The 26,229-nt window shown below is 43.7% G+C and carries 24 protein-coding genes; 11 read left to right on the top strand and 13 right to left on the bottom strand.

The genetic code is table 11. From position 1 onward, the window contains the following. Window position 1: 1 nt before the first annotated feature. The 7 genes from hutH to hutU all read right to left on the bottom strand — a co-directional run bounded on the left by hutH (window position 2) and on the right by hutU (window position 9,096). Window positions 2-1,543: a histidine ammonia-lyase gene (gene hutH / locus N596_RS05400; RefSeq protein WP_023027218.1), complete on the bottom strand. Its 1,542-nt coding sequence runs from the start codon at window positions 1,541-1,543 to the stop codon at window positions 2-4. A 229-nt stretch (window positions 1,544-1,772) separates the two neighbouring features. Further along, window positions 1,773-3,101 (bottom strand): APC family permease, encoded by a 1,329-nt coding sequence (locus tag N596_RS05395; protein WP_023027217.1) that lies wholly within the window; start codon window positions 3,099-3,101, stop codon window positions 1,773-1,775. Between the two features lie 20 nt (window positions 3,102-3,121). Further along, on the bottom strand, window positions 3,122-3,700 hold the full coding sequence (locus N596_RS05390) for a HutD/Ves family protein (protein ID WP_023027216.1): 579 nt from the start codon (window positions 3,698-3,700) through the stop codon (window positions 3,122-3,124). A gap of 15 nt (window positions 3,701-3,715) precedes the next feature. Then, the gene (locus N596_RS05385) at window positions 3,716-5,389 is read right to left on the bottom strand and encodes a formate--tetrahydrofolate ligase (protein ID WP_023027215.1); all 1,674 of its coding nucleotides are present in this window, start codon (window positions 5,387-5,389) and stop codon (window positions 3,716-3,718) included. Window positions 5,390-5,441: 52 nt separating this feature from the next. Next, window positions 5,442-6,071, bottom strand: a complete 630-nt coding sequence (locus tag N596_RS05380; RefSeq protein ID WP_023027214.1) for a cyclodeaminase/cyclohydrolase family protein — start codon at window positions 6,069-6,071, stop codon at window positions 5,442-5,444. Between the two features lie 12 nt (window positions 6,072-6,083). Beyond that, the gene (gene ftcD, locus N596_RS05375; protein ID WP_023027213.1) at window positions 6,084-6,983 is read right to left on the bottom strand and encodes a glutamate formimidoyltransferase; all 900 of its coding nucleotides are present in this window, start codon (window positions 6,981-6,983) and stop codon (window positions 6,084-6,086) included. An 82-nt stretch (window positions 6,984-7,065) separates the two neighbouring features. Continuing rightward, a complete protein-coding gene (hutU, locus tag N596_RS05370; protein ID WP_023027212.1) occupies window positions 7,066-9,096 on the bottom strand; it encodes a urocanate hydratase in 2,031 nt (676 codons plus the stop codon). A 200-nt stretch (window positions 9,097-9,296) separates the two neighbouring features. Here hutU and hutI point away from each other — a divergent pair, with 200 nt between their 5' ends. Then, window positions 9,297-10,544 carry an imidazolonepropionase gene (gene hutI, locus N596_RS05365; RefSeq protein WP_023027211.1) on the top strand — a complete coding sequence of 416 codons (1,248 nt, stop codon included), beginning with the start codon at window positions 9,297-9,299 and terminating at the stop codon, window positions 10,542-10,544. Between the two features lie 103 nt (window positions 10,545-10,647). Here the strand turns inward: hutI and N596_RS05360 are convergent, their stop codons facing one another. Next, on the bottom strand, window positions 10,648-11,619 hold the full coding sequence (locus N596_RS05360; protein ID WP_023027210.1) for a hypothetical protein: 972 nt from the start codon (window positions 11,617-11,619) through the stop codon (window positions 10,648-10,650). 360 nt (window positions 11,620-11,979) lie between these two features. Here N596_RS05360 and N596_RS05355 point away from each other — a divergent pair, with 360 nt between their 5' ends. After that, complete coding sequence (locus N596_RS05355; RefSeq protein WP_023027209.1) at window positions 11,980-14,364, top strand: phosphoketolase family protein; 2,385 nt, start codon at window positions 11,980-11,982, stop codon at window positions 14,362-14,364. Window positions 14,365-14,473: 109 nt separating this feature from the next. On the opposite strand, the gene N596_RS05350 is transcribed toward N596_RS05355, so the two are convergent. The 3 genes from N596_RS05350 to N596_RS05340 are packed head-to-tail and all read right to left on the bottom strand — an operon-like array spanning window position 14,474 to window position 16,812. Beyond that, entirely contained in the window at window positions 14,474-14,890 is a 417-nt protein-coding gene (locus N596_RS05350) for a hypothetical protein (protein ID WP_081697810.1), read from the bottom strand. Further along, the gene (locus N596_RS05345; RefSeq protein WP_023024271.1) at window positions 14,871-15,773 is read right to left on the bottom strand and encodes a phosphodiester glycosidase family protein; all 903 of its coding nucleotides are present in this window, start codon (window positions 15,771-15,773) and stop codon (window positions 14,871-14,873) included. The genes N596_RS05350 and N596_RS05345 overlap by 20 nt, the downstream gene beginning before the upstream one ends. Further along, window positions 15,760-16,812 carry a bifunctional glycosyltransferase family 2/GtrA family protein gene (locus tag N596_RS05340; protein ID WP_023024269.1) on the bottom strand — a complete coding sequence of 351 codons (1,053 nt, stop codon included), beginning with the start codon at window positions 16,810-16,812 and terminating at the stop codon, window positions 15,760-15,762. Before N596_RS05340 ends, N596_RS05345 begins: the two co-directional genes overlap by 14 nt. A gap of 277 nt (window positions 16,813-17,089) precedes the next feature. Between N596_RS05340 and rpsF the strand changes: the two genes are divergently transcribed. The 4 genes from rpsF to N596_RS05320 all read left to right on the top strand — a co-directional run bounded on the left by rpsF (window position 17,090) and on the right by N596_RS05320 (window position 19,011). Continuing rightward, a complete protein-coding gene (gene rpsF / locus N596_RS05335; protein ID WP_023024266.1) occupies window positions 17,090-17,380 on the top strand; it encodes a 30S ribosomal protein S6 in 291 nt (96 codons plus the stop codon). Window positions 17,381-17,406: 26 nt separating this feature from the next. Beyond that, window positions 17,407-17,901, top strand: a complete 495-nt coding sequence (locus N596_RS05330; RefSeq protein ID WP_006595680.1) for a single-stranded DNA-binding protein — start codon at window positions 17,407-17,409, stop codon at window positions 17,899-17,901. Window positions 17,902-17,942: 41 nt separating this feature from the next. Then, window positions 17,943-18,182, top strand: coding sequence for a 30S ribosomal protein S18 (gene rpsR / locus N596_RS05325; RefSeq protein WP_000068664.1), 240 nt, complete (start codon window positions 17,943-17,945; stop codon window positions 18,180-18,182). A gap of 310 nt (window positions 18,183-18,492) precedes the next feature. Further along, entirely contained in the window at window positions 18,493-19,011 is a 519-nt protein-coding gene (locus tag N596_RS05320) for a GNAT family N-acetyltransferase (protein ID WP_023027208.1), read from the top strand. 37 nt (window positions 19,012-19,048) lie between these two features. On the opposite strand, the gene N596_RS05315 is transcribed toward N596_RS05320, so the two are convergent. Both N596_RS05315 and N596_RS05310 read right to left on the bottom strand, forming a co-directional pair. Beyond that, entirely contained in the window at window positions 19,049-19,723 is a 675-nt protein-coding gene (locus tag N596_RS05315; RefSeq protein ID WP_023027207.1) for a DUF1129 family protein, read from the bottom strand. 28 nt (window positions 19,724-19,751) lie between these two features. Then, window positions 19,752-20,696, bottom strand: a complete 945-nt coding sequence (locus tag N596_RS05310; protein WP_042361217.1) for a magnesium transporter CorA family protein — start codon at window positions 20,694-20,696, stop codon at window positions 19,752-19,754. 121 nt (window positions 20,697-20,817) lie between these two features. On the opposite strand from N596_RS05310, the gene uvrA reads away from it, so the two are divergent. The 5 genes from uvrA (at window position 20,818) to nusB (ending at window position 26,201) form a co-directional block, all read left to right on the top strand. Continuing rightward, window positions 20,818-23,643 (top strand): excinuclease ABC subunit UvrA, encoded by a 2,826-nt coding sequence (gene uvrA, locus N596_RS05305; protein ID WP_023027204.1) that lies wholly within the window; start codon window positions 20,818-20,820, stop codon window positions 23,641-23,643. Then, a complete protein-coding gene (locus N596_RS05300; protein ID WP_023027203.1) occupies window positions 23,640-24,707 on the top strand; it encodes a M24 family metallopeptidase in 1,068 nt (355 codons plus the stop codon). The genes uvrA and N596_RS05300 overlap by 4 nt, the downstream gene beginning before the upstream one ends. Before the next feature lie 86 nt (window positions 24,708-24,793). Then, window positions 24,794-25,354 (top strand): elongation factor P, encoded by a 561-nt coding sequence (gene efp, locus N596_RS05295; protein ID WP_023027202.1) that lies wholly within the window; start codon window positions 24,794-24,796, stop codon window positions 25,352-25,354. A gap of 36 nt (window positions 25,355-25,390) precedes the next feature. Continuing rightward, window positions 25,391-25,780 (top strand): Asp23/Gls24 family envelope stress response protein, encoded by a 390-nt coding sequence (locus N596_RS05290; RefSeq protein WP_006595687.1) that lies wholly within the window; start codon window positions 25,391-25,393, stop codon window positions 25,778-25,780. Next, window positions 25,773-26,201 carry a transcription antitermination factor NusB gene (gene nusB / locus N596_RS05285; RefSeq protein ID WP_023024252.1) on the top strand — a complete coding sequence of 143 codons (429 nt, stop codon included), beginning with the start codon at window positions 25,773-25,775 and terminating at the stop codon, window positions 26,199-26,201. Before N596_RS05290 ends, nusB begins: the two co-directional genes overlap by 8 nt. Window positions 26,202-26,229 lie beyond the last annotated feature (28 nt).

The following is a 26,229-nucleotide window of genomic DNA, read 5'->3' as shown; positions in this document are numbered from 1 at the left end:
ATCAGTATTGAATGCTTAAGTCAACTGCTTTTTCGATGGTTGCTAAGAATTCTTCACTTTCAACGACAGCAGATGCCTTATTGAGTTCTTCAAAGATTTCGATGTCCTTGTCAAATTCAATGAAGGCCACCTTGCTGCGAATCATGTCATAGGCTGGTTTTGTACCTTTACCAAGTTCATGATTTTCTGGTTTGAGATCCAAGGCTTGGCAAGCTGCCATGATTTCAGTAGCAACGATGCGGCGTGAATTCTTAAGAATCTCAGCCGCTTTACGAGCTGCTGTAGTTCCCATGCTGACGAAGTCCTCTTGGTTTTCACAAGATGGGATAGAGTCTACGCTAGCTGGGTGAGACAAGATTTTGTTTTCAGATGCAAGGGATGCACAAGCATACTGCGTAATCATGAAGCCTGAGTTAAGGCCAGGGTGTTTGACCAAGAAGGATGGCAATTTGCTGAGTTGGCTGTTGACCAATCGTTCTACCCGACGTTCAGATACGTTACCAATCTCAGAAAGGGCAATACCCAAAAAGTCAAATGGTTGAGCCATTGGTTCACCGTGGAAGTTACCTCCTGAAATGACGTGACCTTCCTTGGTGATGATTGGGTTATCCGTCACAGAGTTGATTTCGATTTCAACTTTTGTTTTCACATAAGCAATAGAGTCCTTGCTGGCTCCGTGGATTTGAGGGATACAACGGAGTGTATAAGGATCTTGTACCCGTTGTTGAGTCGCAACAGTGGTATTTTTGCTTCCTTCAAGGAGGTTACGGATGTTACGAGCAGTCGCCAATTGTCCACTTTGAGGACGGATGGTATGAAGGTCTTCTTCAAATGGACTGGTAATACCATTGTGAACTTCCATTGAGAGAGCACCTGCAATATCAGAGAGTTTGAGCAATTGAATACCGTCGTAAGTTGCAAGAGCTCCAATACCGGTTAGGACCGTTGTACCATTAATCAAGGCAAGTCCTTCTTTGGCAGCCAATTGGATCTTTTCGATACCAGCTTGGTCGAGAGCTTCTTGACCGCTCAAAAGTTGACCTTTGTAGTAGGCATGTCCAAGTCCCAACATTGGGAGAACCATGTGAGAAAGAGGGGCGAGGTCACCAGATGCTCCAAGAGAACCTTTTTCTGGAATATAAGGAGTCACTCCTTTGTTGAGCAATTCTAACAGTTTTTCAACGGTTGATAGACGAATGCCAGAATAACCTTTTAAGAGTGAGTTAATACGGATTAACATAATAGCACGAACGGCATCTTCAGGAAGTGGATCGCCAAAACCAGATGCGTGAGTACGAATCAAGTTTTCTTGAAGTTGGACAGTATCTTCAGGAGAAATGCTGACATTACAGAGGGAACCAAATCCAGTGGTCACACCATAGACAACACGTTTTTCACGGACGATATCATCGACAATTTTACGAGATGCGATGACAGCTTCTTTTGCTCCTTCGTCTAACTCACATTGGGCACCGTGCCGAGCGACGGCGATGACCTCTTCCAGTGTTAAGCTGTTACCATCTAAATGAATCAATTGAGTCATATAAAACCTCCGATTATGAATTGTTCTGTAGAAGTAGATTTGTTTACTTCGGTTTGAATACCAAACGTGGGCCCATTGTCTATGATTCTTAGAAGGATTGAAAGAAGTCTTAGAGAAAAGAGCTCAGGTTTGATATTCGTGGCTTCTTAGATGGGCTAGGGAGCAAAGGAATGCTTTGCTCCTGCCTAAGTTCCCATCTAATGTGTAAATAGAATTGGTGAGGACTGTTTTATTTTTTAGCTAGTTTGTCACCGTGGAAAACAAAGTAAAGTCCACTAGCGATTACTAGACCGATAGCTCCCCATACAAAGTTCATTAGATTGTCCCCTGCAATCATCAAGATACTGATGACAACAGCCAAGATTGGGATAACAGGACCAAATGGCACTCGGAAAGTAACCTTTTTGTCTGGGTACATTTTTCTGAGTTTGAGCGCTGCCAAAGCAGTCGGAATATATTGGAAGAAACGGAAAACAACACTGAAAGTTGCTAAGGATTCGAAAGATCCAGATAACAAGAGTAAGAATGCAAAGAAACCGGAAATGATAATGGCAATGACAGGAGCATTCTTAGAGTTTGTTTTTCCAAGTTCTGCTGGCAAGAGTTTTTCGTCTGCTAGGGCAGCACCGAAACGAGGAACCATAATGGATTCACCGATGTTGAGACCGGCGATTGAAATGAGAGCACCATAGGAGACAAGAGGGGCACCGATAGGGCCAATCATTTTAACAAATGCGTCTTGTACTGGTGCCTCGGTTCCCATAATGCCTCCACCAAGCATAGCGATTGTTCCAGCGATGATCAACATGTAGAGAACTGAGACGATACTGATGGATCCCAAGATAGCACGAGGAACGTTCTTTTCAGGGTTACGCATTTCCCCTGCAACGATGGACATGGTTTCGAATCCGATAAATCCATAGAAGATGTAAACAGCGGTACTAGAAATAGCACTAAAGAGATTTGATCCACTTTCCAGTTGAAGGAAAGGTGTGAAGTTGCCCTTGCTTACTCCACCAGGAATAAAGAAGATGGCGAAGAGTGAGAAGAGGACAATTGGGATTAATTTTGCAACAGTAGCTGTCAGTGTGAACATTTTCGATGTTTTCAGACCGGCGATGTTCATAAGACTCAAGAGAACCAACATAACGATACTAATCTGTAGGTTGTAGCCTTCGAATGCTGGGAAGGTAATGATGAAGATCTTAGCAAAACCAGCCAGCATAGCAGCCCAAGCGATAACGGTAACGGCCCATCCGAGGATCCCGACGTTAAAGCCTACAAAGTCTCCGAAAGCTGCTTTTGAGTACTGCATGGCTCCACCGTTTTTATCGAAGTAGCCAGCCGTTTCAGCCAGACAGGCTGATAGTAGCATGACAAGAATAGCTACTCCAAACATGACGGCTAGGGAAGCTGGTCCTAAACCGGCATAAATTTTTTGAGGCAAGAGGAAGATACCAGACCCAATCACGGCATTGATACCGTATAGAGTGGCACCGCTAAAGCTGAATTTCGCTTTTTCTTGTTCCTCAATCGACTGTTTATGTGCTCCGTTCATAATGTCTCTCCTTTAAAACATTATCTTAGCGCAGTCCAGATAGCAATCGGTTGCTTCCCAGACTGAAGGGGTGAAAACGTAATTGTCATCTCTTGAAGAGGAGATGCTTGTTCGATAAACAGGAGCTCGTGAGTTTTGAGGGTTTGGGATTGCCCTGTTTCCAATTGGAGTGTGAGAGGACAGAGAGCATAGATCAATTGATAGCGACTCTGACTCGTGACACTCTCTTTTGGGGATATAGCACTCATATGCCCCTGATAGGAAGGTTTGTAGATCAGATTAAAATCTTGGCAGGTCCCTTGGCTAGATACGGGATCTCCCCCGTCAAAGAAGTAGCTTTGAAATGGCTTCAAAAGCACTTCTTTCTGTTGATGGGTGAGTGTAATCGATGATGTCAGGGGCATCAAGATTCGGTGGTAGCCAGTGAGATCGGTAAAATCACTTTTTTCAACCTCCACCGTTGCAGTAGAGAGGCGAAAGTCAAAGTTCCGATCTGGATAACTTCCCTCTTTTGGAGAGAGGAAGAGTTGGGTGGTTTGGCCACCGGACCAGGTAGAAATCTGATAATCTGCGGGGGTAAGATGAAGGATGGTCACCATAGGACGTCTTCTTTCTTAAAAGAGACCAGTGATATTGCCTTGAGCATCGATATCAATCTTTTCACTGGCAGGTACTTTTGGTAGGCCAGGCATGGTCATGATGGTACCAGTGAGAGCCACGATAAAGCCAGCTCCTGCAGCCACCTTAAGGTTGCTGATTTTGACAGTGAAATCTTTCGGTGCACCGATCTTTTTCGCATCATCTGAGAAGGAGTATTGCGTCTTGGCCATACAGATTGGGTAGTTTGAGAAACCAAGTGCTTCTAATTCTTTTAGTTCGCGTTTGGCAGCTGGTGTTAGGCTAATGCCTTTTCCACCATAAACTTTGGTAACAATCTTGGTCAATTTTGTTTCAATGCTGTCTTCTTCGTCATAGACATAAGAGAAGTGATTTTCTTCTTGAGCCAGTTGAATGACTTTTTCAGCTAGGTCACGGCCGCCAGCTCCACCATGTGCCCAGACATCAGAGATGACCACGTCTATATTGCGTTTCTTACAAGATTCATAGACAGCTTCAAGTTCCGCTTCTGTATCCAGCGGGAATTTGTTAATGGCAACGACTACAGGCAGGCCATAGACTTCTTGGATGTTGGCCAAGTGTTTGTCAAGGTTTGGTAGCCCATCGATAACAGCTTGGACATTTTCTGTAGCTAAGTCCGCTTTGGCAACTCCACCATGCATCTTGAGAGCCCGGATGGTTGCGACGAGCACAACCTCAGAAGGTTTGAGTCCTGCCATGCGGCACTTGATGTCGATGAATTTTTCAGCGCCTAAGTCTGCTCCGAAGCCAGCTTCTGTAACAACATAGTCTGCATATTTGAGAGCCAACTTGGTAGCGAGCACACTGTTACAGCCATGGGCGATATTGGCAAATGGACCACCGTGGATGATAGCAGGAGTATGTTCTAACGTTTGTACCAAGTTCGGATGAATGGCATCTTTGAGAACAGCTGCCATAGCACCACCAGCTTTGAGGTCTTTGGCTGTCACCGGCTGTCCTTGGTAGTTGTAACCGATAATGATGCGATCGAGACGTTCTTTTAAGTCAAGGATATTTTCTGAGAGACAGAGAATAGCCATGATTTCAGACGCCACCGTGATGTCGAAACCATCTTCACGAGGCACTCCGTTTGTTTTTCCTTGAAGGCCATCGACAATATGGCGGAGTTGACGGTCGTTCATGTCGACCACTCGTTTCCAGGTGATGCGACGAGAATCGATGCCCAACTCATTACCGTGGTGAATATGATTGTCAATCAAGGCTGCAAGTAAGTTGTTGGCAATCCCAATGGCATGGAAGTCTCCGGTAAAGTGAAGGTTGATATCTTCCATTGGAACCACTTGAGCGTACCCACCACCGGCAGCACCACCCTTGATCCCAAAGACAGGGCCAAGTGAAGGTTCGCGGAGGGCAATGACCGCTTTCTCACCGATAGCAGAGAGGGCATCCACTAGTCCAACAGAGGTGGTTGTCTTTCCTTCTCCAGCAGGAGTAGGAGAGATAGCTGTCACGAGGATCAGCTTGCCATCTTCCTTATCCTTTAGTTGTTCCAGTTGATTGCTATCAATTTTTGCCTTGTACTTTCCGTAGAGTGAGATATCTTCTTCGGTCAATCCAAGTTCAGCAGCGATTTCCATGATGGGCTTCATTTGGACAGAATTGGCAATTTCAATATCCGATAAAACCATAGAATCCCTTCTTTCTTTGTAGGTATTAAAGTTATAACGTTAATTGGTAGGTTTAAGATAGGCTTTCTAAAATGCTTTGGTAAATGTTATCTGCAAGCTCAGAGCCTGTTTGGAGGAGTTCGAGTCCCTTGCTATGGTATTCTTGGACGAAGTCTTGGTCCTTGATTCCTGAAATGTTGATCAGGACATTGAGCCAAGCCCCCTGAAGTCCAGCCTTGAGATTGAGAGCAGCCACTCCTAGGTCACTCGCCGCATTGGTGTTGGACTTACCAACAGCTTCTTTTGTTGTTTCAAGCGCCTCAACGATGAGCTCCATCATAGAGAAAGGAGATACTGTCGCATGTTTCAAAGCTTTTTGCATGGCTTCACGACGAGCGACTTTCTCTTCTTCCGTTTCCTTTGGAAGATCAAAGACTGCTGATACCACGTTGAAAGCTTCTGTATCTTTGTCGATGGCTTCTAGTAATTGGTCTTGGAGGTGGGCACTTTTTTCGTGAACCCCTTTGATGTGGTCTTCAAATTCAGCGTATTTTTTCTTACCGATGGTCAGTTCACAGACCATTTTTGTAAGTGAAATCCCGTTTGCAGCAGATAGGGCAGCAGCAGAACCGCCACCTGGAGCTGGGGCATCTGAACCAAGAACCTTGGCAAACTCTGTAATACTTAAGTCAACTAGTTTCATAGAACTCCCTTTCTAACCCAACAAGTGATTTTCCAAGACTTGTTTGCTATAGTCAAAGTCTTCTAATTGCAAGTAGTATTCAGCAGAGTCAATCAAAGCCTTAGCAGGAGCCAGTCCAATGAGTTCTGTTCCAGTGATGCGAACCCCGTAGCGTTGTGCTTCGAAACGAACGGTTTCAACGACGCGATACAATGGGAATTTTTCCAAGTTGACCATGTTGATAGAGACTTGGGCGATGTTGCGATCTTCTAGCATGACACCGATTGCTTTACAGTATTTGTATCCACCGCTAGATCCACGAATGATTTTAGAAATGTTGTTGGCAATTTCTAGATCATCTGTGTCAAGGTTGATATTGAAAGCAACGAGTGGCATACGGACACCAACAGCCGTAACCCCTGCAGTTGGGTGAATCTTGCGTTCACCGTAGTCTGGCTTCCAGTCTTCTTCCAACAGTTTTTCTGGCATTCCTTCAAATTGTCCTTTGCGAACCTTCGCCAAGTTTTTTCGTTCTGGGCGAGTTGCAGCATCTTCATAAAGGAAGATTGGAATACCTAATTCACGATTGATGCGTTCGGCTACTTTATTGGCGATTTCGACACATTCATCTGTTGTGATATCTTTGACTGGAACGAAAGGACAAACGTCTGTTGCCCCCATACGAGGGTGTTCGCCTTCGTGCTTGGTCATATCGATGTTTTCAGATGCGTATTTTACCAATTGGAAAGCAACTTCTTGAATGCTTTCTTCATCCCCAACGAGTGTAAAGACGCTCCGGTTGTGACTGGCGTCAGACGAGTAGTCCAGCAGCGTAACACCTGGAATACTTTTTGCTGTGGCTGCTAATCCGTCGATCACAGCTTGATTGCGTCCTTCAGAGAAGTTTGGAATACACTCAACAATTTTTGCCATATGATTACCTCTTTTTATAGGAGAAGTTGGGGAGGAGGAGTCTTTGTATTTCCTCCCCTTTCTCAATTTTTATTTTTTGATGTTAAAACAATTTTTGAACCGCATCTTTGACCAAATCTTCATCTGCCAGATACGGAATGGTGATGTGGTCTGTTCCTGCATGGAGGCGGTTGTATTCGATGGCTGTTTCGATGGCATGGTTATTTCTTGCCCAGTTCCGACGAGCAACCCCACCCATGGTATCCCATGCAATCGCAGATTTGATGATTTCGTCGATCCGGTGGCTACCGTCTAGAACGAGACCAAATCCTCCGTTGATGGCCTTACCGATACCAGTACCACCACCATTGTGGAGAGCCACGAGACTCATACCGCGAGCGGCGTTACCGGCGTAACATTGAACCGCCATATCGCAGGTAACGTTTGAACCATCTTTGATATTGGAGGTTTCACGGAATGGAGCATCTGTACCAGATACGTCATGGTGGTCACGTCCAATCATGACCGGTCCAATCTTGCCTTGGCGAATGAGTTCATTAAATTTCAAAGCGATATTGACACGTCCCATACAATCTTGATAGAGGATACGAGCCTGTGTACCAACGACTAATTGGTTCTTTTCAGCATCGCGAATCCAGTTGTAGTTATCGCGGTCTTGGTAGCGACGAGTTGGATCGATCGCTTCCATAGCAGCGTGGTCAGTTGCAATCAAGTCTTCGTGTTTACCGCTTAGGCAGACCCAACGGAATGGACCATAACCATAGTCAAAGAGCATAGGTCCCATGATATCTTCTACATAAGATGGCCAAATGAAACCGTCCTTGTCATCGAGACCATTCTTAGAAATTTCCTTGATGCCAGAGTCGTAAACAGATTTCATAAAGGCATTACCGTAGTCGAAGAAGTAGGTACCTTTAGCCGTCAAAGCTTTAATCACTGCAAAGTGACGAGCTAAGGTTTCATCGACCAAGCGATGGAAGGTTTCTTTGTCTTCTGCCAACAAACGTGTCCGTTCTTCAAAGCTGATCCCAACTGGGCAATAGCCACCATCATAGACGTTGTGGCAAGAGGTTTGGTCAGACAAGAGGTGAACGTGGACTTGGTGTTCGTTGACATATTCGAGCAAGTCTACGATATTACCATGGTAGGCAATAGAAGTTGATTCACCAGCTTCCAGTGCTGCTTGAGCCAATTTCACAGCTTCTTCGGCACTGTCGGTTACTTGGCTAATCCAACCTTGCGAGTGACGGGTTTCAATACGAGAGCGATCCACTTCTGCAACGATCGCAACAGCTTTTGCAATTTCAGCTGCTTTTCCTTGAGCACCACTCATCCCACCGAGACCAGATGAAATAAAGAGTTTACCAGTTAAGTCGCCATTGTCAGCAACGCCGAGTTTAAGACGTCCAGCGTTGAGAAGGGTATTGAAAGTACCATGGACGATTCCTTGAGGGCCGATATACATCCAGCCACCAGCAGTCATCTGACCATAGTTAGTAACGCCCATCTCTTCAGCAATTTCCCAATCCTGCATGTTGTCATACTCACCAATCAAAAGACCGTTGGTAATGATAACGCGAGGAGCTTCTGGTTTAGACTTGAAGAGTCCGAGTGGGTGACCAGATTCAACGACCAAGGTTTGGTCTTCTGTCATCACTTCCAAGTATTTCTTGATCAAGTTGTATTGCATCCAGTTGGCACAGACAGAACCTGTTTCTCCGTAAGTGACCAATTCATATGGATAAAGGGCAATTTCAAAGCTCAAGTTGTTGTCAATCATAACCTGCATGGCCTTAGCAGCAGTGCATTTTCCTTTGTACTCATCAATTGGTTTTCCATAGATCCGATCTTTTGGACGGAAGCGGTAGCCATAGATCCGTCCGCGAGTTTTTAGTTCTTCTAAAAATTCTGGGATCAACTCTTGGTGGAATTTTTTAGGGATATAACGCAGAGCGTTTTTAAGGGCAATCTCAGTCTGAGCTTGCGTTAAGCGGAAGCCTCTATCAGGTGCACGACGGATGCCCTCTTGAAAAGTTGCTTTTTCAGGTAGGACATCAAAGTCAAGTTTGACAGACATAGCAGCTGCAATTTCTTTATCGTCTATAAATGACATAGTAGGAACCTCCTTATGTATAAACTATGAATTTATATTTTCTTTATTGTATCCAAGAAACGTCAATAAAGAGTCAAAAATAAATTTAATTTTTAATAAAGCAAAAAAAAATGAGGGGAAAACTTTTTGACTTTTTTTTGACGCTTTTTCTTTAGAATTGTAAAATGAATAACAATGGAAATAGAAAGGAATGTTTTCATATGTCTGCTGATGTACTATTAACCCATTTTAACCAGTTGTTTTGTCCAAATGATTTAGGCCATCCTCTTTATGGCAAGGAGATGGCAGAGGCAAAAATTCTTTCAGATGCTTATATCGCCATTAAAGATGGAAAGATTCTTGCAGTTGGGACAGGTCAACCAGATCCAGAATTGATTGACGACCATACGGAAGTGAAGTCTTGTGAAGGAAAAGTTGCGACCCCTGGTCTGATTGATTGCCATACCCACTTGGTTTATGGTGGCAGTCGTGAACATGAATTTGCTAAAAAATTAGCGGGAGTTTCCTATTTAGATATTCTCGCTCAAGGCGGAGGAATTCTGAGCACTGTTCGGGCGACACGGGAAGCTTCATTTGAGAATCTTTACGACAAGTCTAAACGTCTTTTGGACTATATGTTGCGCCATGGGGTGACAACCGTTGAAGCTAAAAGTGGCTACGGTTTGGATTGGGAAACAGAAAAACGTCAATTAGATGTAGTTGCCGCCTTGGATCATGACCATGACATTGATCTGGTTTCGACCTTTATGGCAGCTCACGCGATTCCAACAGAGTACAAGGGTCGTTCTCAAGAGTATTTAGATCTCATCGTTGAGCAAATGCTTCCGAAGGTGAAAGAAGGCAATCTAGCTGAATTCTGTGACATCTTCTGTGAAAAAGGTGTCTTTACAGCGGATGAATCTCGCTATCTTCTGTCGAAAGCCAAGGAAATGGGCTTCAAGTTACGGATTCATGCAGATGAAATTGAGTCCATCGGTGGCGTAGATGTAGCAGCTGAATTGGAATCCACCAGTGCAGAACACTTGATGGTCATTACGGATGAAGGCATTCAGAAACTAGCAGCAGCTAAGGTCATCGGAAATCTTTTGCCGGCAACAACCTTCAGCCTGATGGAAGATACCTATGCACCGGCTCGGAAGATGTTGGACGCTGGTATGGCCATTACGCTAACGACTGACAGCAATCCAGGCTCTTGTCCAACAGCCAACCTCCAGTTTGCCATGCATCTAGGTTGCTTCATGATGCGCTTGACTCCAGTGGAAATTCTTAATGCCGTGACCATTAATGCGGCTTATTCAGTAGATCGTGCCAAAACGATTGGCTCTTTCGATGTTGGAAAACAGGCTGATATCACGATTTACGACGCACCAAATCTAGAATATCTCTTCTATTTCTTTGCAACGAATCTGGTGACAGATGTCTATAAGAATGGTAAGAAAGTGATTTAATCCTCTTAAATGCGGCCTAAAAAGAAAAATCCCCTCATCAGAATGAGTTGATGAGGGGATTTTAGTGCTTAGAAAAGTAATTCAAAAGTGGGGCTGGGAAGTTTTAAATCCCAACCTTGATATCTGGAAATCGCTCAGATACCTGTGCAAAGAGAGTGTAGAGTTGCTCTTCTGCGTTCTTCTTATTTTTAATTGCTAAACGGTACTTTTTCTTTGGTTTGTCCTTGCGGGTGTAGCACAATTGGAAGATAGAGCGGGCTATGCCGGATTGACGAACGCGAGTTACATGTAAGTATAGTTGTTGCACATCTCGCAAATCGATCGTTTGTGTTCCTCTGAAATAGGTGATCAAATGATTTTTGTATAAGATAACTTTTAAATCTTGATTGTAGTAACTGGCCTCGTCAGCCAAACGGCTAAGATCTCCTTGGAGTTCGGGATAGTTTTGGTGGAGTTCCTGATAGGAAGCAATGGTCCGTTTCCGAACGGAGAAGCTAGCTACAACCATTGTAATGGCAAGGCCAGCTAAAGCAACTGAACCTAGTAAGAGGAATAAGGAGTCTTTGTTATATTCCGTAAGGCTCAAGTAATAGCTAGTCGTCATATTGAGTGATACGATAGAAGTAGGGTCAAGGAGGGAATGAATGTACTCACTGTAGCCAACAATGCGACCGTTACGAGATGTATTTTTGCTATCCTTTGCCAAAGGAGCTAATTGTGTTCCTTTTAGTTGATAAGGATCAGACTGCAGTTCTCCTTTTTGAGCTTTATCGACAATTGCTTTAATCGTCGCATCGTCTTTTTTTGCTTCGATCCCTGCATATTTACCATCATTTTGGTTATCGTATTGGACAATATAGAGGACATGTCTTTTGCCCACAGTACCGACAGGTTCTGGGGTAATATCATAGATCAGCATCGTTACAGGGTCCCCAGACTTTTCTGCCTTCGCAAAGCTAGTGGCAGGATTTTGGTGACGCATCCATAATGAAAATACTAAACCTGAAAATACTAGGAAGAAAAGGGCAAGTACTAGACCTGAAACAAATCCTTTATTGCGTTTTTCCTTCAACATAACGATCTCCTTTAGTTTGATATTTAAAGTATATCATGAAAAATTTTAGGTGACAAGGAGATTTATAACTAGCTGATTCCCCAGGGAGTTTTAGGCAGTTTAGCCCCAAAGATAATTGTAAAAAGATGGGAAAATGGTTTGGTTTTAGAAGAATTTTGCAACTTTTTATAATAAACTATATTTTTTTTATTTTTTTCTATATACAAAAAGATAAATTATTGATAGAATAGAAAAGAATTGAATTAAATTTGGTTCGCGCTCGTTCTGTTTTCATTTAGTGAGACAGAATGTTTATAACCTAAATACTTGCACTGGATTCTAATTCATCAGAATCATAGCTAGAATTTGAGAGGAGACAATATGACTGTTGATTTTAACAGCAAAGCTTACTTGGATAAAGTGGATGCTTGGTGGCGTGCAGCGAACTACATTTCAGCTGCTCAAATGTACTTGAAAGACAACCCACTTTTGAAACGTGAAGTAGTAGAGAATGACTTGAAAGCTCACCCAATCGGACACTGGGGAACTGTTCCAGGACAAAACTTTATCTACGCACACTTGAACCGTGCAATCAACAAGTATGACTTGGATATGTTCTACATTGAAGGACCAGGTCATGGTGGACAAGTTATGGTGTCCAACTCTTACTTAGATGGTTCTTACACAGAATTGAATCCAAATATCCCACAAAATGAAGAAGGTTTCAAACACCTATGTAAAATCTTCTCATTCCCAGGAGGGATTGCATCTCACGCGGCGCCTGAAACTCCAGGATCTATCCACGAAGGTGGAGAACTTGGTTATGCATTGTCACACGCAGCTGGAGCTGTTTTGGATAATCCAGATGTGATTGCTGCAACTGTTATCGGTGATGGTGAAGGGGAAACTGGTCCATTGATGGCTGGATGGTTAGCCAATACCTTCTTGAACCCAGTCAACGATGGTGCTGTTCTTCCAATCTTCTACCTCAACGGTGGGAAGATCCACAACCCAACAATCTTCGAACGTAAAACAGACGAAGAATTGGCCCTCTTCTTTGAAGGTCTTGGTTGGAAACCAATCTTTGCTGACGTAACAGCTATTTCTGACGACCATGCAGCAGCTCATGCTCTGTTTGCAGAAAAATTGGATGAAGCAATTGAAGAAATCAAGAAAGTTCAAGCAGAAGCGCGCAAAGGATCTGCAGAAGAAGCTACTCAACCAGTATATCCTGTCTTGATTGCTCGTATTCCTAAAGGCTGGACTGGACCAAAAGCTTGGGAAGGAACACCAATCGAAGGTGGATTCCGTGCCCACCAAGTTCCAATCCCAGTAGATGCTCACCACATGGAGCATGTAGATGCCCTTCTTTCATGGTTGGAATCATACCGTCCAGCTGAGTTGTTTGACGAAACTGGTAAATTACTTCCTGAGATTGCTGAAATCGCACCAAAAGGTGACCGTCGTATGGCCATGAACCCAATCACTAATGCTGGTGTGATCAAGCCAATGAACACTGCTGATTGGAAGAAACACGCCTTCAAGATTGAAACACCAGGCGCGATCATGGCACAAGATATGATCGAATTTGGTAAGTATGCAGCAGACCTTGTGGATGCAAACCCAGACAACTTCCGTATCTTTGGACCAGATGAAACCAAATCAAACCGTCTTCAAGAAGTCTTCACACGTACAAGCCGTCAATGGTTAGGACGTATGAAACCTGACTATGATGAAGCTTTGAGCCCTGTTGGACGTGTAATTGACTCTCAATTGTCAGAGCACCAAGCAGAAGGAATGCTTGAAGGATATGTCTTGACAGGTCGTCATGGATTCTTCGCTTCTTACGAATCATTCCTTCGTGTTGTAGATTCTATGATCACTCAACACTTCAAATGGTTGCGTAAATCTAAGACACACACGACATGGCGTAAAAACTACCCAGCCTTGAACTTGATTGCAACTTCAACTGTCTTCCAACAAGACCACAATGGATACACTCACCAAGATCCAGGTATCTTGACTCACTTGGCTGAGAAAACTCCAGAATACATCCGTGAATACTTGCCAGCAGATACCAATAGCTTGCTTGCAGTGATGGACCAAGCCTTCAAGGCAGAAGATGTGATCAATTTGGTCGTTACTTCTAAACACCCACGTCCTCAATTCTACTCAGCAGATGAAGCTGAAGAATTGGTACGCGAAGGCTACAAAGTGATTGATTGGGCTTCAACTGTTTCAGCAGATGAAGAACCAGATCTTGTCATTGCAGCTGCAGGTACAGAGCCGAACTTAGAAGCTCTTGCAGCCATCACAATCTTGCACAAGGCATTCCCAGAATTGAAGATCCGTTTTGTCAATGTTGTAGATATCTTGAAATTGCGTCACCCTTCAGTAGATGCGCGTGGACTTTCAGATGAAGAGTTCGACAAAGTCTTCACAACTGATAAACCAGTCATCTTTGCCTTCCACGGTTACGAAGGCATGATCCGTGACATCTTCTTCAACCGTCACAACCACAACTTGCGTGTGCATGGATACCGTGAAAACGGAGACATCACAACACCATTCGACATGCGTGTCATGTCTGAATTGGATCGCTTCCACTTGGCACAAGATGCAGCCAATGCAGCTCTTGGAGAAGCAGCAAGTGAATTTGCAGCTCAAATGGATGAGACAATTGCCTTCCATAATGCCTACATTCGTGAACACGGTGATGATATCCCAGAAGTACACAACTGGAAATGGGAAAATGTAAATAAATAAGTTTATTTCAAAAGAAATCAGAAATTATTCTGATTTCTTTTTTTTATAGATAGTATTGTAAAAGATCCAAAAGCTCTTATCCAATTATTATGAATAAGAGCTTTTAATTTTAAGTAGTCAATTTTGTTTCTTCCACCCAAACGCTACGGACAAAGAAGAGGCTGATAAGGGCGAGAATTAGGAAGATCCCTGCGACATAATAGTAGGGTTGGTCCAGAGTTGTCGAACGACCCGATAGATTGACAATGCCTCGGTAGAGGGCCCCCGTAGTTGCCGTAGCAACCGCTGAGTTCCAAAGGTTGAGAGTGATTCGAGAAAGACCTTTAATCACTAACTGGATAGCCACTAGTAGGGCACCACCAATCAAAGGAATCAAGAAGAGGTAGTGCATGAAAGCAGAGGTCTCCCCAAAACTAAAGTGTTCGTAGATGCGACTTCCGACAAAGAAGAAAGCTGAGATCAGAGTGTAGCAGAGGATGGTTTTTTTCAACCGTTGTTTGATAGGATTAGTAACCGATGTAGACAATGTCACTCACCGCCCTTTCTGAGATAGTACCATTTGTTGTTGGTTTGTTCATAACTTGGCCGTTGAAGTAAAGGGTAGAAGAACCACCACCGTCCAGGTTATAGGCTGTTTTAACGCCATAAGATTTCATCACTTCAGCTAATTGGTAGAGAGAAAGACCTTCACTCTCTGAAGTACGTCCATCTGAGACGACAATGATGTAGCGGTTTTCATCGATGATCCCGATGGCTGTTCGTGGGTTAGAAGACATGGATTGACCTACTTCCGAATTAGTATCAACGACAATTTCCCCATCTTCAACCAAGGAAGGTCCGAAGGCAAGGAGATTGACGACCCCATCTTTGACCAATTGCTCAGCTGAGATTTCATCTTCGTAAATAATCTTGAAGGAACCATCCTTATAAATGGCTAGGTCGCCATTGCTAGAGTCTTCACGAACCGTATCGCGATAAACCACTCCGTTTCGGATGACATAGCCGGTACTATTGGCTCCGTAGTAGTCACCATTGACGGCTAGAATAGCATTATTCTCAGCTGCCGTGACAGATGTCTTAGCTGTCACGTTTGTTCCATAGGTATTTTGGGCTAGAGCCGTCTTGAGATAGTCTGAGGAGCTAACCGTAATATCTGCAATGTAAACCTGGGTATTTTCAACTGTTTTTTCTGTCAAGTTTACCTGGATATTGTCATCGGAGTAACTGCTATCTGTAGTTGTCGCAGAAGCCACAGCTTGTTTAGCAGCTTTAGTATCAGTAGTCGTTGCTTTGACGGTTTGGATAGCATCCGATAAGACGAAGGTCTTGAGCATAGAATAGCTGAAGGAGCTTGTTAGCAGGATACCAAAACAAGCAGCGTAAGTATAAGATTTTTTAAAGAATTTCATGAGTAGGTGCAGTCCTTTCCTTGAAAATGATTTTTTTCTGAATCAGCCATGAGACGACGAAAAGCAAGAGTCCGACGATCACCTTGCTGAGGAGCAAATGGAGACCGAAGCTTGTATAGAAAAGTCGAATCAAGAGGGTATCGAGAATAAAGAGTCCAATAGCAAGTCCCAAGTAACCACTTCCGGTTCGGGCCACGCTGTCTTTGTTCTTAAAGACGAGACGTTTATTGGTCGAGTAGTTAAAGATAGAGCTCGTCACACGAGCAATCCCGTTTGCCAGGAGAATCCGAAGACTAATCGGCACCGCCATCATCACGAAAAGGAAAAAGGCATAGACCAGATAGTCAACGATAAAGCTACTTAGAGAGGAGAGAGCGAACTTGAACATGTCCTTGTAAATCATGAGGCCATCTCGAACAGGGCGGAAGTGGGACCCTTCATTGTCATTGATATAGACTGTTTCAATTGGAACTTCTAAGATGGGAAATGTCTTGCTCGCTGCAAGGAGCACATTCATTTCGTACTCATACCGTTGTCCCTCAATTTCTAACATAAAAGGAATCATGTTAGTTGTAAAGGCTCTAAGGCCAGTCTGCGTATCCGTCACAGGGACCCCTGTTTGTTGCTTGAACAAGAAGCGGGTCAACTTATTTCCAAAAGCAGAACGCAAAGGAACCTTGCCTGAAAAGGCGCGTGCCCCTAGAATCAATTGGTTCGGATTTTCTTGCGATTGATTGGCCACACGGAAGATATCCCATACCTTATGTTGGCCATCGGCATCGGCAGTGATGACTGTCCCGTATTGCCCTTGCTCTTGAATGTAGGTGTAGGCTGTTTTGAGAGCTCCTCCTTTACCAAGGTTCACTTCGTGGTGAAGAACGGTAGCTAGCCCGTCTAATTTTTCAAAAATAGCTTGGCACTCCTCAGAACTACCATCGTCCACAACGATAATGGAGAAGTCACATTTTTCTCTCAATTTTTGAACCAGTTTGAGAAGTTTTTGATCGGGTTGATAAGCGGGGATGACTAAATAATTCATAAGCGTTCCTCGTTTCTTGTTTGTGATGAAGGTATTATAACGGCCCTTTCTTAAAGCTAACTGATATCAGTTTTCTTTAAGGAAAGGGAGAGATTCCCTTGCTGTAAAAAATCATAGAGAGCAATAGTAGGAAAAGAAATCTTTTTAAAAAGAATGAAGAGAACGTGTTTTTACTTGCCTTCTATCCTAAAGTCTGGTATAATAGTTTCTTGTGAGCAAACCTCACTTACCCCTTGCGAAGACTTGGGGTCATTAGACCAAAAGGAGGAACATATCAATGGCTAAATACGAAATTCTTTATATTATTCGTCCAAACATTGAAGAAGAAGCTAAAAACGCTTTGGTAGCACGCTTTGACTCTATCTTGACTGACAACGGTGCAACTGTTGTTGAATCAAAAGATTGGGAAAAACGTCGTCTTGCATACGAAATCCAAGATTTCCGTGAAGGACTTTACCACATCGTAAACGTTGAAGCGAACGACGATGTAGCTCTTAACGAGTTCGACCGTCTTTCAAAAATCAACGGTGACATTCTTCGTCACATGATCGTAAAAGTTGACGCGTAAGCCCTAACGAATAAAGAAGGTGACTAATGATTAACAATGTTGTACTTGTAGGTCGTATGACTCGAGATGCTGAACTTCGTTATACCCCTCAAAATCAGGCTGTTGCGACATTCTCACTTGCTGTTAACCGTAATTTTAAAAACCAAAATGGTGAACGAGATGCGGACTTTATCAACTGTGTGATTTGGCGTCAACAAGCTGAAAATTTAGCAAATTGGGCTAAAAAGGGTGCCTTAGTTGGGATTACAGGTCGTATCCAGACTCGTAATTATGAGAATCAGCAAGGTCAACGTGTTTATGTCACTGAAGTCGTAGCGGACAGCTTCCAATTATTGGAAAGCCGCGCGAATCGTGAAGGACAAGCAGGTGGTGGTTATGCCTCTGCTGGAGGATTTGCAGGAAATGCAGCTCCAAGCTTTGGAGGATCTGAACCATCTAATGCAACACCAAACTTTGGACGTGATGACAATCCATTCGGAGCTAATCCAATGGACATCTCGGATGACGATCTACCATTCTAAGAATGGGTTTAACGAATTAAAACTATAAAGGAGAAATAAACATGGCTCAACAACGTCGTGGCGGATTCAAACGCCGTAAAAAAGTTGATTACATCGCAGCAAACAAAATTGAATATGTTGATTACAAAGATACTGAGCTTCTTAGCCGTTTCGTTTCAGAACGTGGGAAAATCCTTCCTCGTCGTGTAACTGGAACTTCAGCGAAGAACCAACGTAAAGTAACAACAGCTATCAAACGCGCTCGCGTAATGGCTTTGATGCCTTTCGTAAACGAAGATTAAAGAAAAGACCCTTACGGGTCTTTTTTTCACGAGCCTGGGAATGTGAGAGCGAGTTGAGGTCCGGTGGACCTCTTTTTCATGAGCTTGAAAACAGGAAAGAGAATTAAGACCCTTACGGGTCTTTTTTTCACGAGCCTGGGAATGTGAGAGCGAGTTGAGGTCCAGTGGACCTCTTTTTCATGAGCTTGAAAACAAGAGAGCGAGTGAGAACCTTACAGGTCTTTTTTTTTCAGGTCCGAGGGACCTCTTTGACCTTTCCCAAGCTCTAATCATGCTATAATGAAGGGAGAAATGTATCAAGGAGCGCAACATGAAGGAAAGTACGATCATCAGAAGGATGATGAAATCTGATATTGAAGAGATCTCTCAAGCCTTTATCCATCAAGGGTGGCCGGGTAGAGAGGATATCTTGACCAGCTATTTGCAGGATCAGGAGAATGGAGAGAGGGACGTATTAGTAGCTGAGTCGGATGGATTTGTGGCAGGTTATATCACTATATTGCCTGATGCCAAGCACGGTCCTTTCGTGGGAGTCTATCCTGAACTAACTGATTTTAATGTTTTTGAGCCATTTAGAAATCGAGGAATTGGGAATCAACTCCTAGAGGAGGCGGAAAAAAGAGTCGGGCTACTGTCAGAGATTGTTACTTTAGGGGTTGGTTTACACTCGGGTTATGGCCCAGCTCAAAGGCTTTATGTTAAACGGGGGTATATCCCAGATGGATCTGGAATTTGGTTTAGGGATCAGCCCTTGGCCCCTTACAGTTCTTGTGAAAACGATGATGACTTAGTTCTCTATTTTTCAAAAAGGTTGAACACGGAAATGTAGTAAAACAAAAACGGATGAAAACTTCATCCGTTTTTGTTTAGCGTCGTTGAGGTGCTGTATTGGCGCTCTTGATATTGTATTTTTTCTTCAAGTAGTAGCGGAGAAGAAGTGCTCCACCACCGAGTAAGAGCATGAACCAGTTTGGTACACGCGGGTTGAGAAATTGTGGGAGCAAAGCAGTAACCATGAGAATCACCACCCAAAGGATCATCGCTAACATTAAGATGGGAAGTGACTTGGTTAGAGCCGGACGTTTCATTCCACGTTTTGAAACATCGTAGTACTGATAGAAGTAGTAATACATCAAATAGAGCACCACCCCACCAGCCAAGCTACCAAGAGTCAAGGTGAGAAGTCCATAAGTAGTTCCCTGAGGTGCAAATAAGTTCATGAAGGCTGAAATCGCAGCAAAGAGGCCAAAGACGAGCAGGAAGGAATCCGTAATCATGAGAAGAGGAGTATCATTTTCTTTTGGATGCTCTTTTTCGTAGCGTTCCTTATCACTAAATGCATTGGCCCAAACAGTTGGCGCTCCAAAGAGAGTTCGCGCCGTTACTCCTTTTGGTTGGTTTTCAAAGATAGCTGGAAGAATCTCTTCAATTAGGCTGGTAGCCTCTTCTTCCGTTTTGCCATTTTCAATCAATTGGTGTTTAGCGATACGAACGAATTCTTGGTTTTTCTTACTTAATTGGGTCAGATCAAATTGAGACATACATACTCCTTAGTTATATTTGTAGGTGTTAGAACCATTTTTTATGGATGAGGTAAACGACGAGGGAGCCGGTCATGGCGAAGGCGATAAAGATAATGAGCCAAAAGGCATTGGGTTCCCCGTTGAGCGGAAGATCATTGTTCTTGAAGTTCATCCCGTAGGCTGAGAAAATCATGGTTGGGATGGACATGACGATGGTCACCATGGCCAAGGTCTTCATGATATTATTCTGGTTGTTGGAGATAATTGATGCGAAGGTATCGGTCATGGAGTGGAGGATGTTTCCATAAATATCCGCCATCTCGATGGCCTGTTGGGTCTCGATCAAGGTATCTTCCAACAGATCCTCATCTTCCAGGTATTTCTTGATGTTACTAGTGGCACTGGTCAATTTCTTGATCACGCGCTCATTGGTTTTCAAAGAGGCCTTGAAGTAGACAATGGTCTTTTCCAGCTCCATCAACTCAATCAGCTCTTCATTACGCGTCGATTTGTGCAATTGGCTTTCAATCTGCTCGCTTTTACGATCCAAGGTACGAAGCGCAGACAAATAAAGCTCAGCATTGCGATAAAGGATCTGGAAGATAAAGCGGGACCGCATGAAGGTATAGAAATTCCGCAAGCGACGATTGATAAAGGTGTCTAGGAGAGGCAACTCTTCCAAGCAAGTGGTGATGATAGCCTCTTCTGTTAGGATGATTCCCAAAGGGATGGTGACATAGTAGGTCTGATTGTTCCGTTCTTCCTTGATGGGAACGTCCACGATGATCAAGGTATACTCATCTTCGATGGTCATACGGGACATTTCTTCCGCATCGAGTGGTGCCCGTAAGTCGGCAATATCGATGTTAAAAGCAGAGGCGATTTCCATCGATTCACTTTGGGAAGGATTGACAAGGTTGATCCAGCTACCGGGTTCCAGTGTCTCTATTTCTTTAAATTCAGTCGTTGTTGATAAAAAGACCCGTTTCATGGTGCCTCCCCTTGTTTTTTTACACCTTAACATTATAACAGAAAAAGCACGCTTTTGGATAAAAGAATGCTGAAAAATTTGATATAATGAAGGATAAATAAATTGATGAAAAGTGGAAGAAATGCTCGATAAAATTGTCATTCATGGAGCGCGTGCTCATAATTTAAAAAATATTGATGTTGAAATCCCTCGAGACAAGCTGGTTGTGGTCACTGGTTTATCGGGTTCTGGGAAATCGAGCTTAGCCTTTGACACTCTCTATGCAGAAGGACAAAGACGTTACGTAGAGAGTTTATCAGCCTATGCTCGCCAGTTTTTAGGAAATATGGAAAAACCTGATGTGGACTCGATTGATGGCTTAAGCCCCGCCATTTCCATTGACCAAAAAACAACCAGCAAAAATCCGCGGTCAACGGTTGGTACGACAACGGAAATCAACGATTACTTACGTCTTTTATATGCTCGTGTGGGGACTCCCTACTGTATCAATGGCCATGGGGCGATCACCGCTTCTTCGGTCGAGCAGATTGTAGACCAAGTTTTGGAACTGCCAGATCGCCAACGCCTGCAAATCTTAGCTCCCATTGTTCGCAAGAAAAAAGGCCAGCATAAGAATATCATCGAAAAGGTTCAAAAAGATGGCTATGTCCGGGTGCGTGTGGATGGTGAGATCTTTGATGTGACAGAGATCCCAGAGTTGTCAAAAAGCCAGCAGCACACCATCGAGGTTGTCGTAGACCGGATTGTCATCAAAGACGGCATTCGTTCTCGTCTCTTTGACTCTGTAGAAGCAGCTCTCCGGATCGCAGATGGCTACGTGGTCATTGATACTATGGACGACAATGAACTGCTCTTTTCAGAGCATTATGCTTGCCCGGTATGTGGCTTTACCGTCCCTGAATTGGAACCCCGCCTCTTTTCATTTAATGCCCCCTTTGGCTCTTGTCCAGATTGTGATGGACTAGGGATCAAGCTAGAAGTGGACTTGGATTTGGTTGTTCCAGATTCTAGCAAGACTCTCCGTGAAGGAGCGCTTGCACCATGGAACCCGATTTCCTCTAATTACTATCCTCAGATGTTGGAACAGGCTATGATCCAGTTTGGGATTGATATGGACAAGCCCTTTGAAGACTTATCTCCAGAAGACCGCCACTTAATTTTTTATGGGTCTGATGGCAAGGAGTTCCATTTCCATTATGAGAATGAATTTGGTGGGGTTCGCGATATTGACATTCCTTTTGAAGGAGTCGTCACCAACATCAATCGCCGCTACCACGAAACTTCTAGTGACTTCACCCGCAATCAGATGTTGTCCTACATGAATGAATTGACTTGTGCCACCTGCCATGGTTATCGCTTGAATGACCAGGCCTTGTCTGTCCGAGTAGGAGGAGAGAAGGGGCTACATATCGGGCAAATCTCTGACTTGTCCATTGAGGACCATCTGAAGGTGATAGCTGATCTCCAATTAACCAAGAATGAAGAGACCATTGCTCGTCCGATTCTCAAAGAAGTCAAGGATCGCTTGAGCTTCTTGAACAATGTTGGCTTGAGTTATCTGACCCTTTCTCGCTCGGCCGGGACTCTATCTGGGGGGGAGAGTCAGCGGATTCGCTTGGCAACTCAGATTGGTTCCAATCTCTCAGGAGTCCTCTATATCCTAGATGAGCCGTCAATCGGTCTCCATCAAAGGGACAATGACCGCTTGATTGCTAGTCTTAAGAAGATGCGTGATTTGGGAAATACCTTGATCGTCGTCGAACACGATGAGGATACCATGAGAGAAGCTGATTATCTGATCGACGTCGGTCCAGGAGCCGGAGTCTTTGGAGGCGAGATTGTTGCGGCTGGAACGCCTAAGCAGGTAGCCCGCAATAGCAAATCCATCACTGGTCAGTATCTTTCTGGTAAACGGGCCATTCCAGTACCAACTGAACGGCGGGTAGGCAACGGACGCTTTATCGAGCTGACAGGTGCCGCTGAAAATAACTTAAAAGAGGTGACAGCACGCTTCCCGCTTGGCAAGTTCATTGCTGTAACTGGCGTTTCTGGCTCAGGGAAGTCAACCTTAGTCAACAGTATTTTGAAAAAGGTTCTGGCTCAAAAATTGAATCGCAATTCGGAGAAACCAGGGAAATACAAAACCATTTCAGGTGTCGAGCACATTGATCGACTGATCGATATCGATCAAAGTCCGATTGGGCGCACTCCACGCTCAAATCCAGCTACCTATACAGGAGTATTTGACGATATTCGCGATCTCTTTGCCCAAACCAATGAAGCCAAGATTAGAGGCTACAAAAAAGGCCGCTTTAGTTTCAATGTCAAAGGGGGCCGGTGTGAGGCTTGCTCGGGAGATGGTATTATCAAGATTGAGATGCATTTCCTACCGGATGTCTATGTCCCGTGTGAAGTCTGCCATGGGCGCCGCTACAACAGTGAAACCTTAGAAGTTCACTATAAAGAAAAGAATATCTCCCAGATTTTGGACATGACCGTCAATGATGCGGTGGATTTCTTTAAACACATTCCAAAGATTAATCGCAAATTACAAACCATCAAGGATGTCGGCTTGGGCTATGTGACCTTGGGACAGCCGGCAACGACACTTTCAGGAGGAGAAGCCCAGCGGATGAAGTTGGCTTCCGAGCTTCATAAGCGCTCAACTGGTAAGTCCTTCTATATTTTGGATGAACCAACAACGGGTCTTCATACAGAGGATATCTCTCGTTTGCTCAAGGTCTTGGAACGCTTTGTAGACGATGGCAATACCGTTTTGGTCATTGAGCACAACTTGGATGTGATTAAGACAGCGGACCATATCATCGACTTAGGACCAGAAGGTGGTGTCGGTGGTGGTACCATTATTGCGACAGGGACACCAGAAGAAGTAGCCAGCAACCCAGCTAGCTTTACAGGACAGTATTTGAAAGGGAAATTACAATGAACCAACGAATTACAAATCTACGAACTAAAATGAAGGCACAGGATCTAAAAGCTGTCCTCATTAACAACTTGAAAAATGTTTACTATTTGACAGGTTTCTGGGGATCAAATGGGACTGTTTTGGTAACAGAAGAGCGCGTAGTCCTCTTTACGGATTCTCGCTATACCATTCATGCCCATGCGACTTGTTTCCCCTTTGTTGAGATTGTTGAAACCCGCAATGAATTGGAAGAAGCAGCAAAAATTGTCAAAGATGCAGCTATCCATGAACTTGGCTTTGAGGATGAGATTACAGTTGCCTATCAGACCCGTCTGGCAACGGCTTTCTCAGGAGTCTCTCTAAGGGCCTTGTCTGATTTTGTGATGGAATTTCGTTTGATTAAAGATGAGACAGAAGTGGCAACCATCCGTAAGGCCTGCAGTATTTCAGATCAAGCCTTCCTAGATGTGCTCGAATTTATCAAGGTTGGTCAAACAACAGAGTTAGAAGCTGCGACCTTCCTGGATTTCAGAATGCGGGAATTGGGAGCTTCAGGTGTATCCTTTGATATCATCTCCGCTGCGGGAGAGCGCTCTGCCATGCCTCATGCGACTCCAAGTGATCGTATTATCTCTGCGGGGGATGCCTTGACCTTGGACTTTGGCTGTCTTTACAACCATTACGTGAGTGATATGACCCGGACCATTTATGCAGGTCATGTCAGCGATAAGGAAAGAGAAATCTACGAAACGGTCTTGAAAGCCAACCAAGCTCTCATTGCTGAAGCCAAGGCTGGACTAGGTTTCCGTGAGTTTGATAAAATTCCTCGAGACATTATCGAGGCGGCAGGATACGGCCAGTACTTTACTCATGGCATTGGTCATGGAATTGGCTTGGACATCCATGAAGAGCCTTATTTCAGCCAAACTTCCAAAGAAGTCATCAAGGCGGGGATGGTCTTGACAGATGAGCCAGGAATCTACATTGAAGGTCTATCAGGGGTCCGGATTGAAGATGATCTCCTGATTACGGAAACTGGCTGTGAAGTCTTGACCCTTGCGCCAAAAGAATTGATTGTGATCTAAGGAATTTTGGAGAGACAGATTTGAGAAATCTGAGCATTTGTGATAGAATAAAGAGTAATATATTTTTTAAAAAGAGGTATGAAAACATGATTGAAGCAAGTAAGTTGAAAGCTGGTATGACCTTTGAAACAGCTGATGGGAAATTGATCCGCGTTTTGGAAGCTAGCCACCACAAACCAGGTAAAGGAAATACTATCATGCGTATGAAATTGCGTGATGTTCGTACTGGTTCAACTTTTGATACAAGCTACCGTCCAGAAGAAAAATTTGAGCAAGCTATTATTGAAACAGTACCAGCTCAATATTTGTATAAAATGGATGACACAGCTTACTTCATGAATACTGAAACATACGACCAATATGAAATTCCTGTTGCCAATATTGAGAACGAATTGCTTTACATCCTTGAAAACTCAGAAGTAAAAATCCAATTCTATGGAAACGAAGTGATTGGGGTGACTGTTCCTACAACTGTTGAATTGACAGTTGCTGAAACTCAACCATCTATTAAAGGTGCTACAGTTACAGGTTCTGGTAAACCAGCTACAATGGAAACAGGTCTTGTGGTTAACGTTCCAGACTTCATCGAAGCAGGACAAAAATTGATTATCAATACAGCTGAAGGAACTTACGTTTCTCGTGCCTAATCAGCTCTAAAATAGGTCTGATAGAAAGGAACTTCTATGGCAACTGAACAATACGGCGAAATCGTCATTGCACCTCGTGTGCTAGAAAAAATTATTGCGATTGCGACTGCAAAAGTAGATGGTGTTCATTCTCTTGAAAACAAGAGTGTATCGGATAGCCTTTCAAAACGTGCTCTTGGTCGTGGGGTTTACCTTCGTACACAAGAAGATGGTCAAATCTCTGTTGATATTTACCTCTATCTAGAGTATGGTGTGGCAGTCCCTAAAGTAGCGGTTGCAATCCAAAAAGCAGTAAAAACAGCTGTCTACAATATGGCAGATGTCACCTTGGATGATGTCAACATCCATGTAGTCGGAATCGTGACTGAAAAAGCAGCGAAACCTGATTTGAAAGATTTGTTTAATGAGGATTTCCTCAATGACTGATATTTTATTTGAATCACGTCGTGATCTACGGGAGCGTGCCTTTCAAGCTCTGATGAGTTTAGAGTATGAAGGGGATGTTGTAGAAGCGTGTCGATTTGCTTTTACTCATGACAAAGAGGAAACAGACCAGGAAGTGGAAATTCCAGCTTTTCTCCTCAATTTGGTATCGGGTGTTCGTCAATCAAAGGATGAATTGGATCAACAGATTGCCCAACACTTGAAAACTGGCTGGACCGTAGAACGCTTGACTCTAGTGGAGAAAAACATTCTTCGTTTGGGTGTGTTTGAAATGACTTCCTTTGATACACCTCAATTGGTTGCGGTGAATGAAGCAATTGAATTAGCAAAAACTTTTTCAGATGAGAAATCTGCTAGGTTTGTGAATGGTGTCTTAAGCCAATTTGTGACGGAAGCAGAATAAAAAGAAGCTACCTAAAAGGTGGCTTCTT

Source organism: Streptococcus ilei (assembly GCF_000479335.1).
Lineage (GTDB): Bacteria > Bacillota > Bacilli > Lactobacillales > Streptococcaceae > Streptococcus > Streptococcus ilei.
This window is presented reverse-complemented; position numbering and strand designations above follow the sequence as displayed.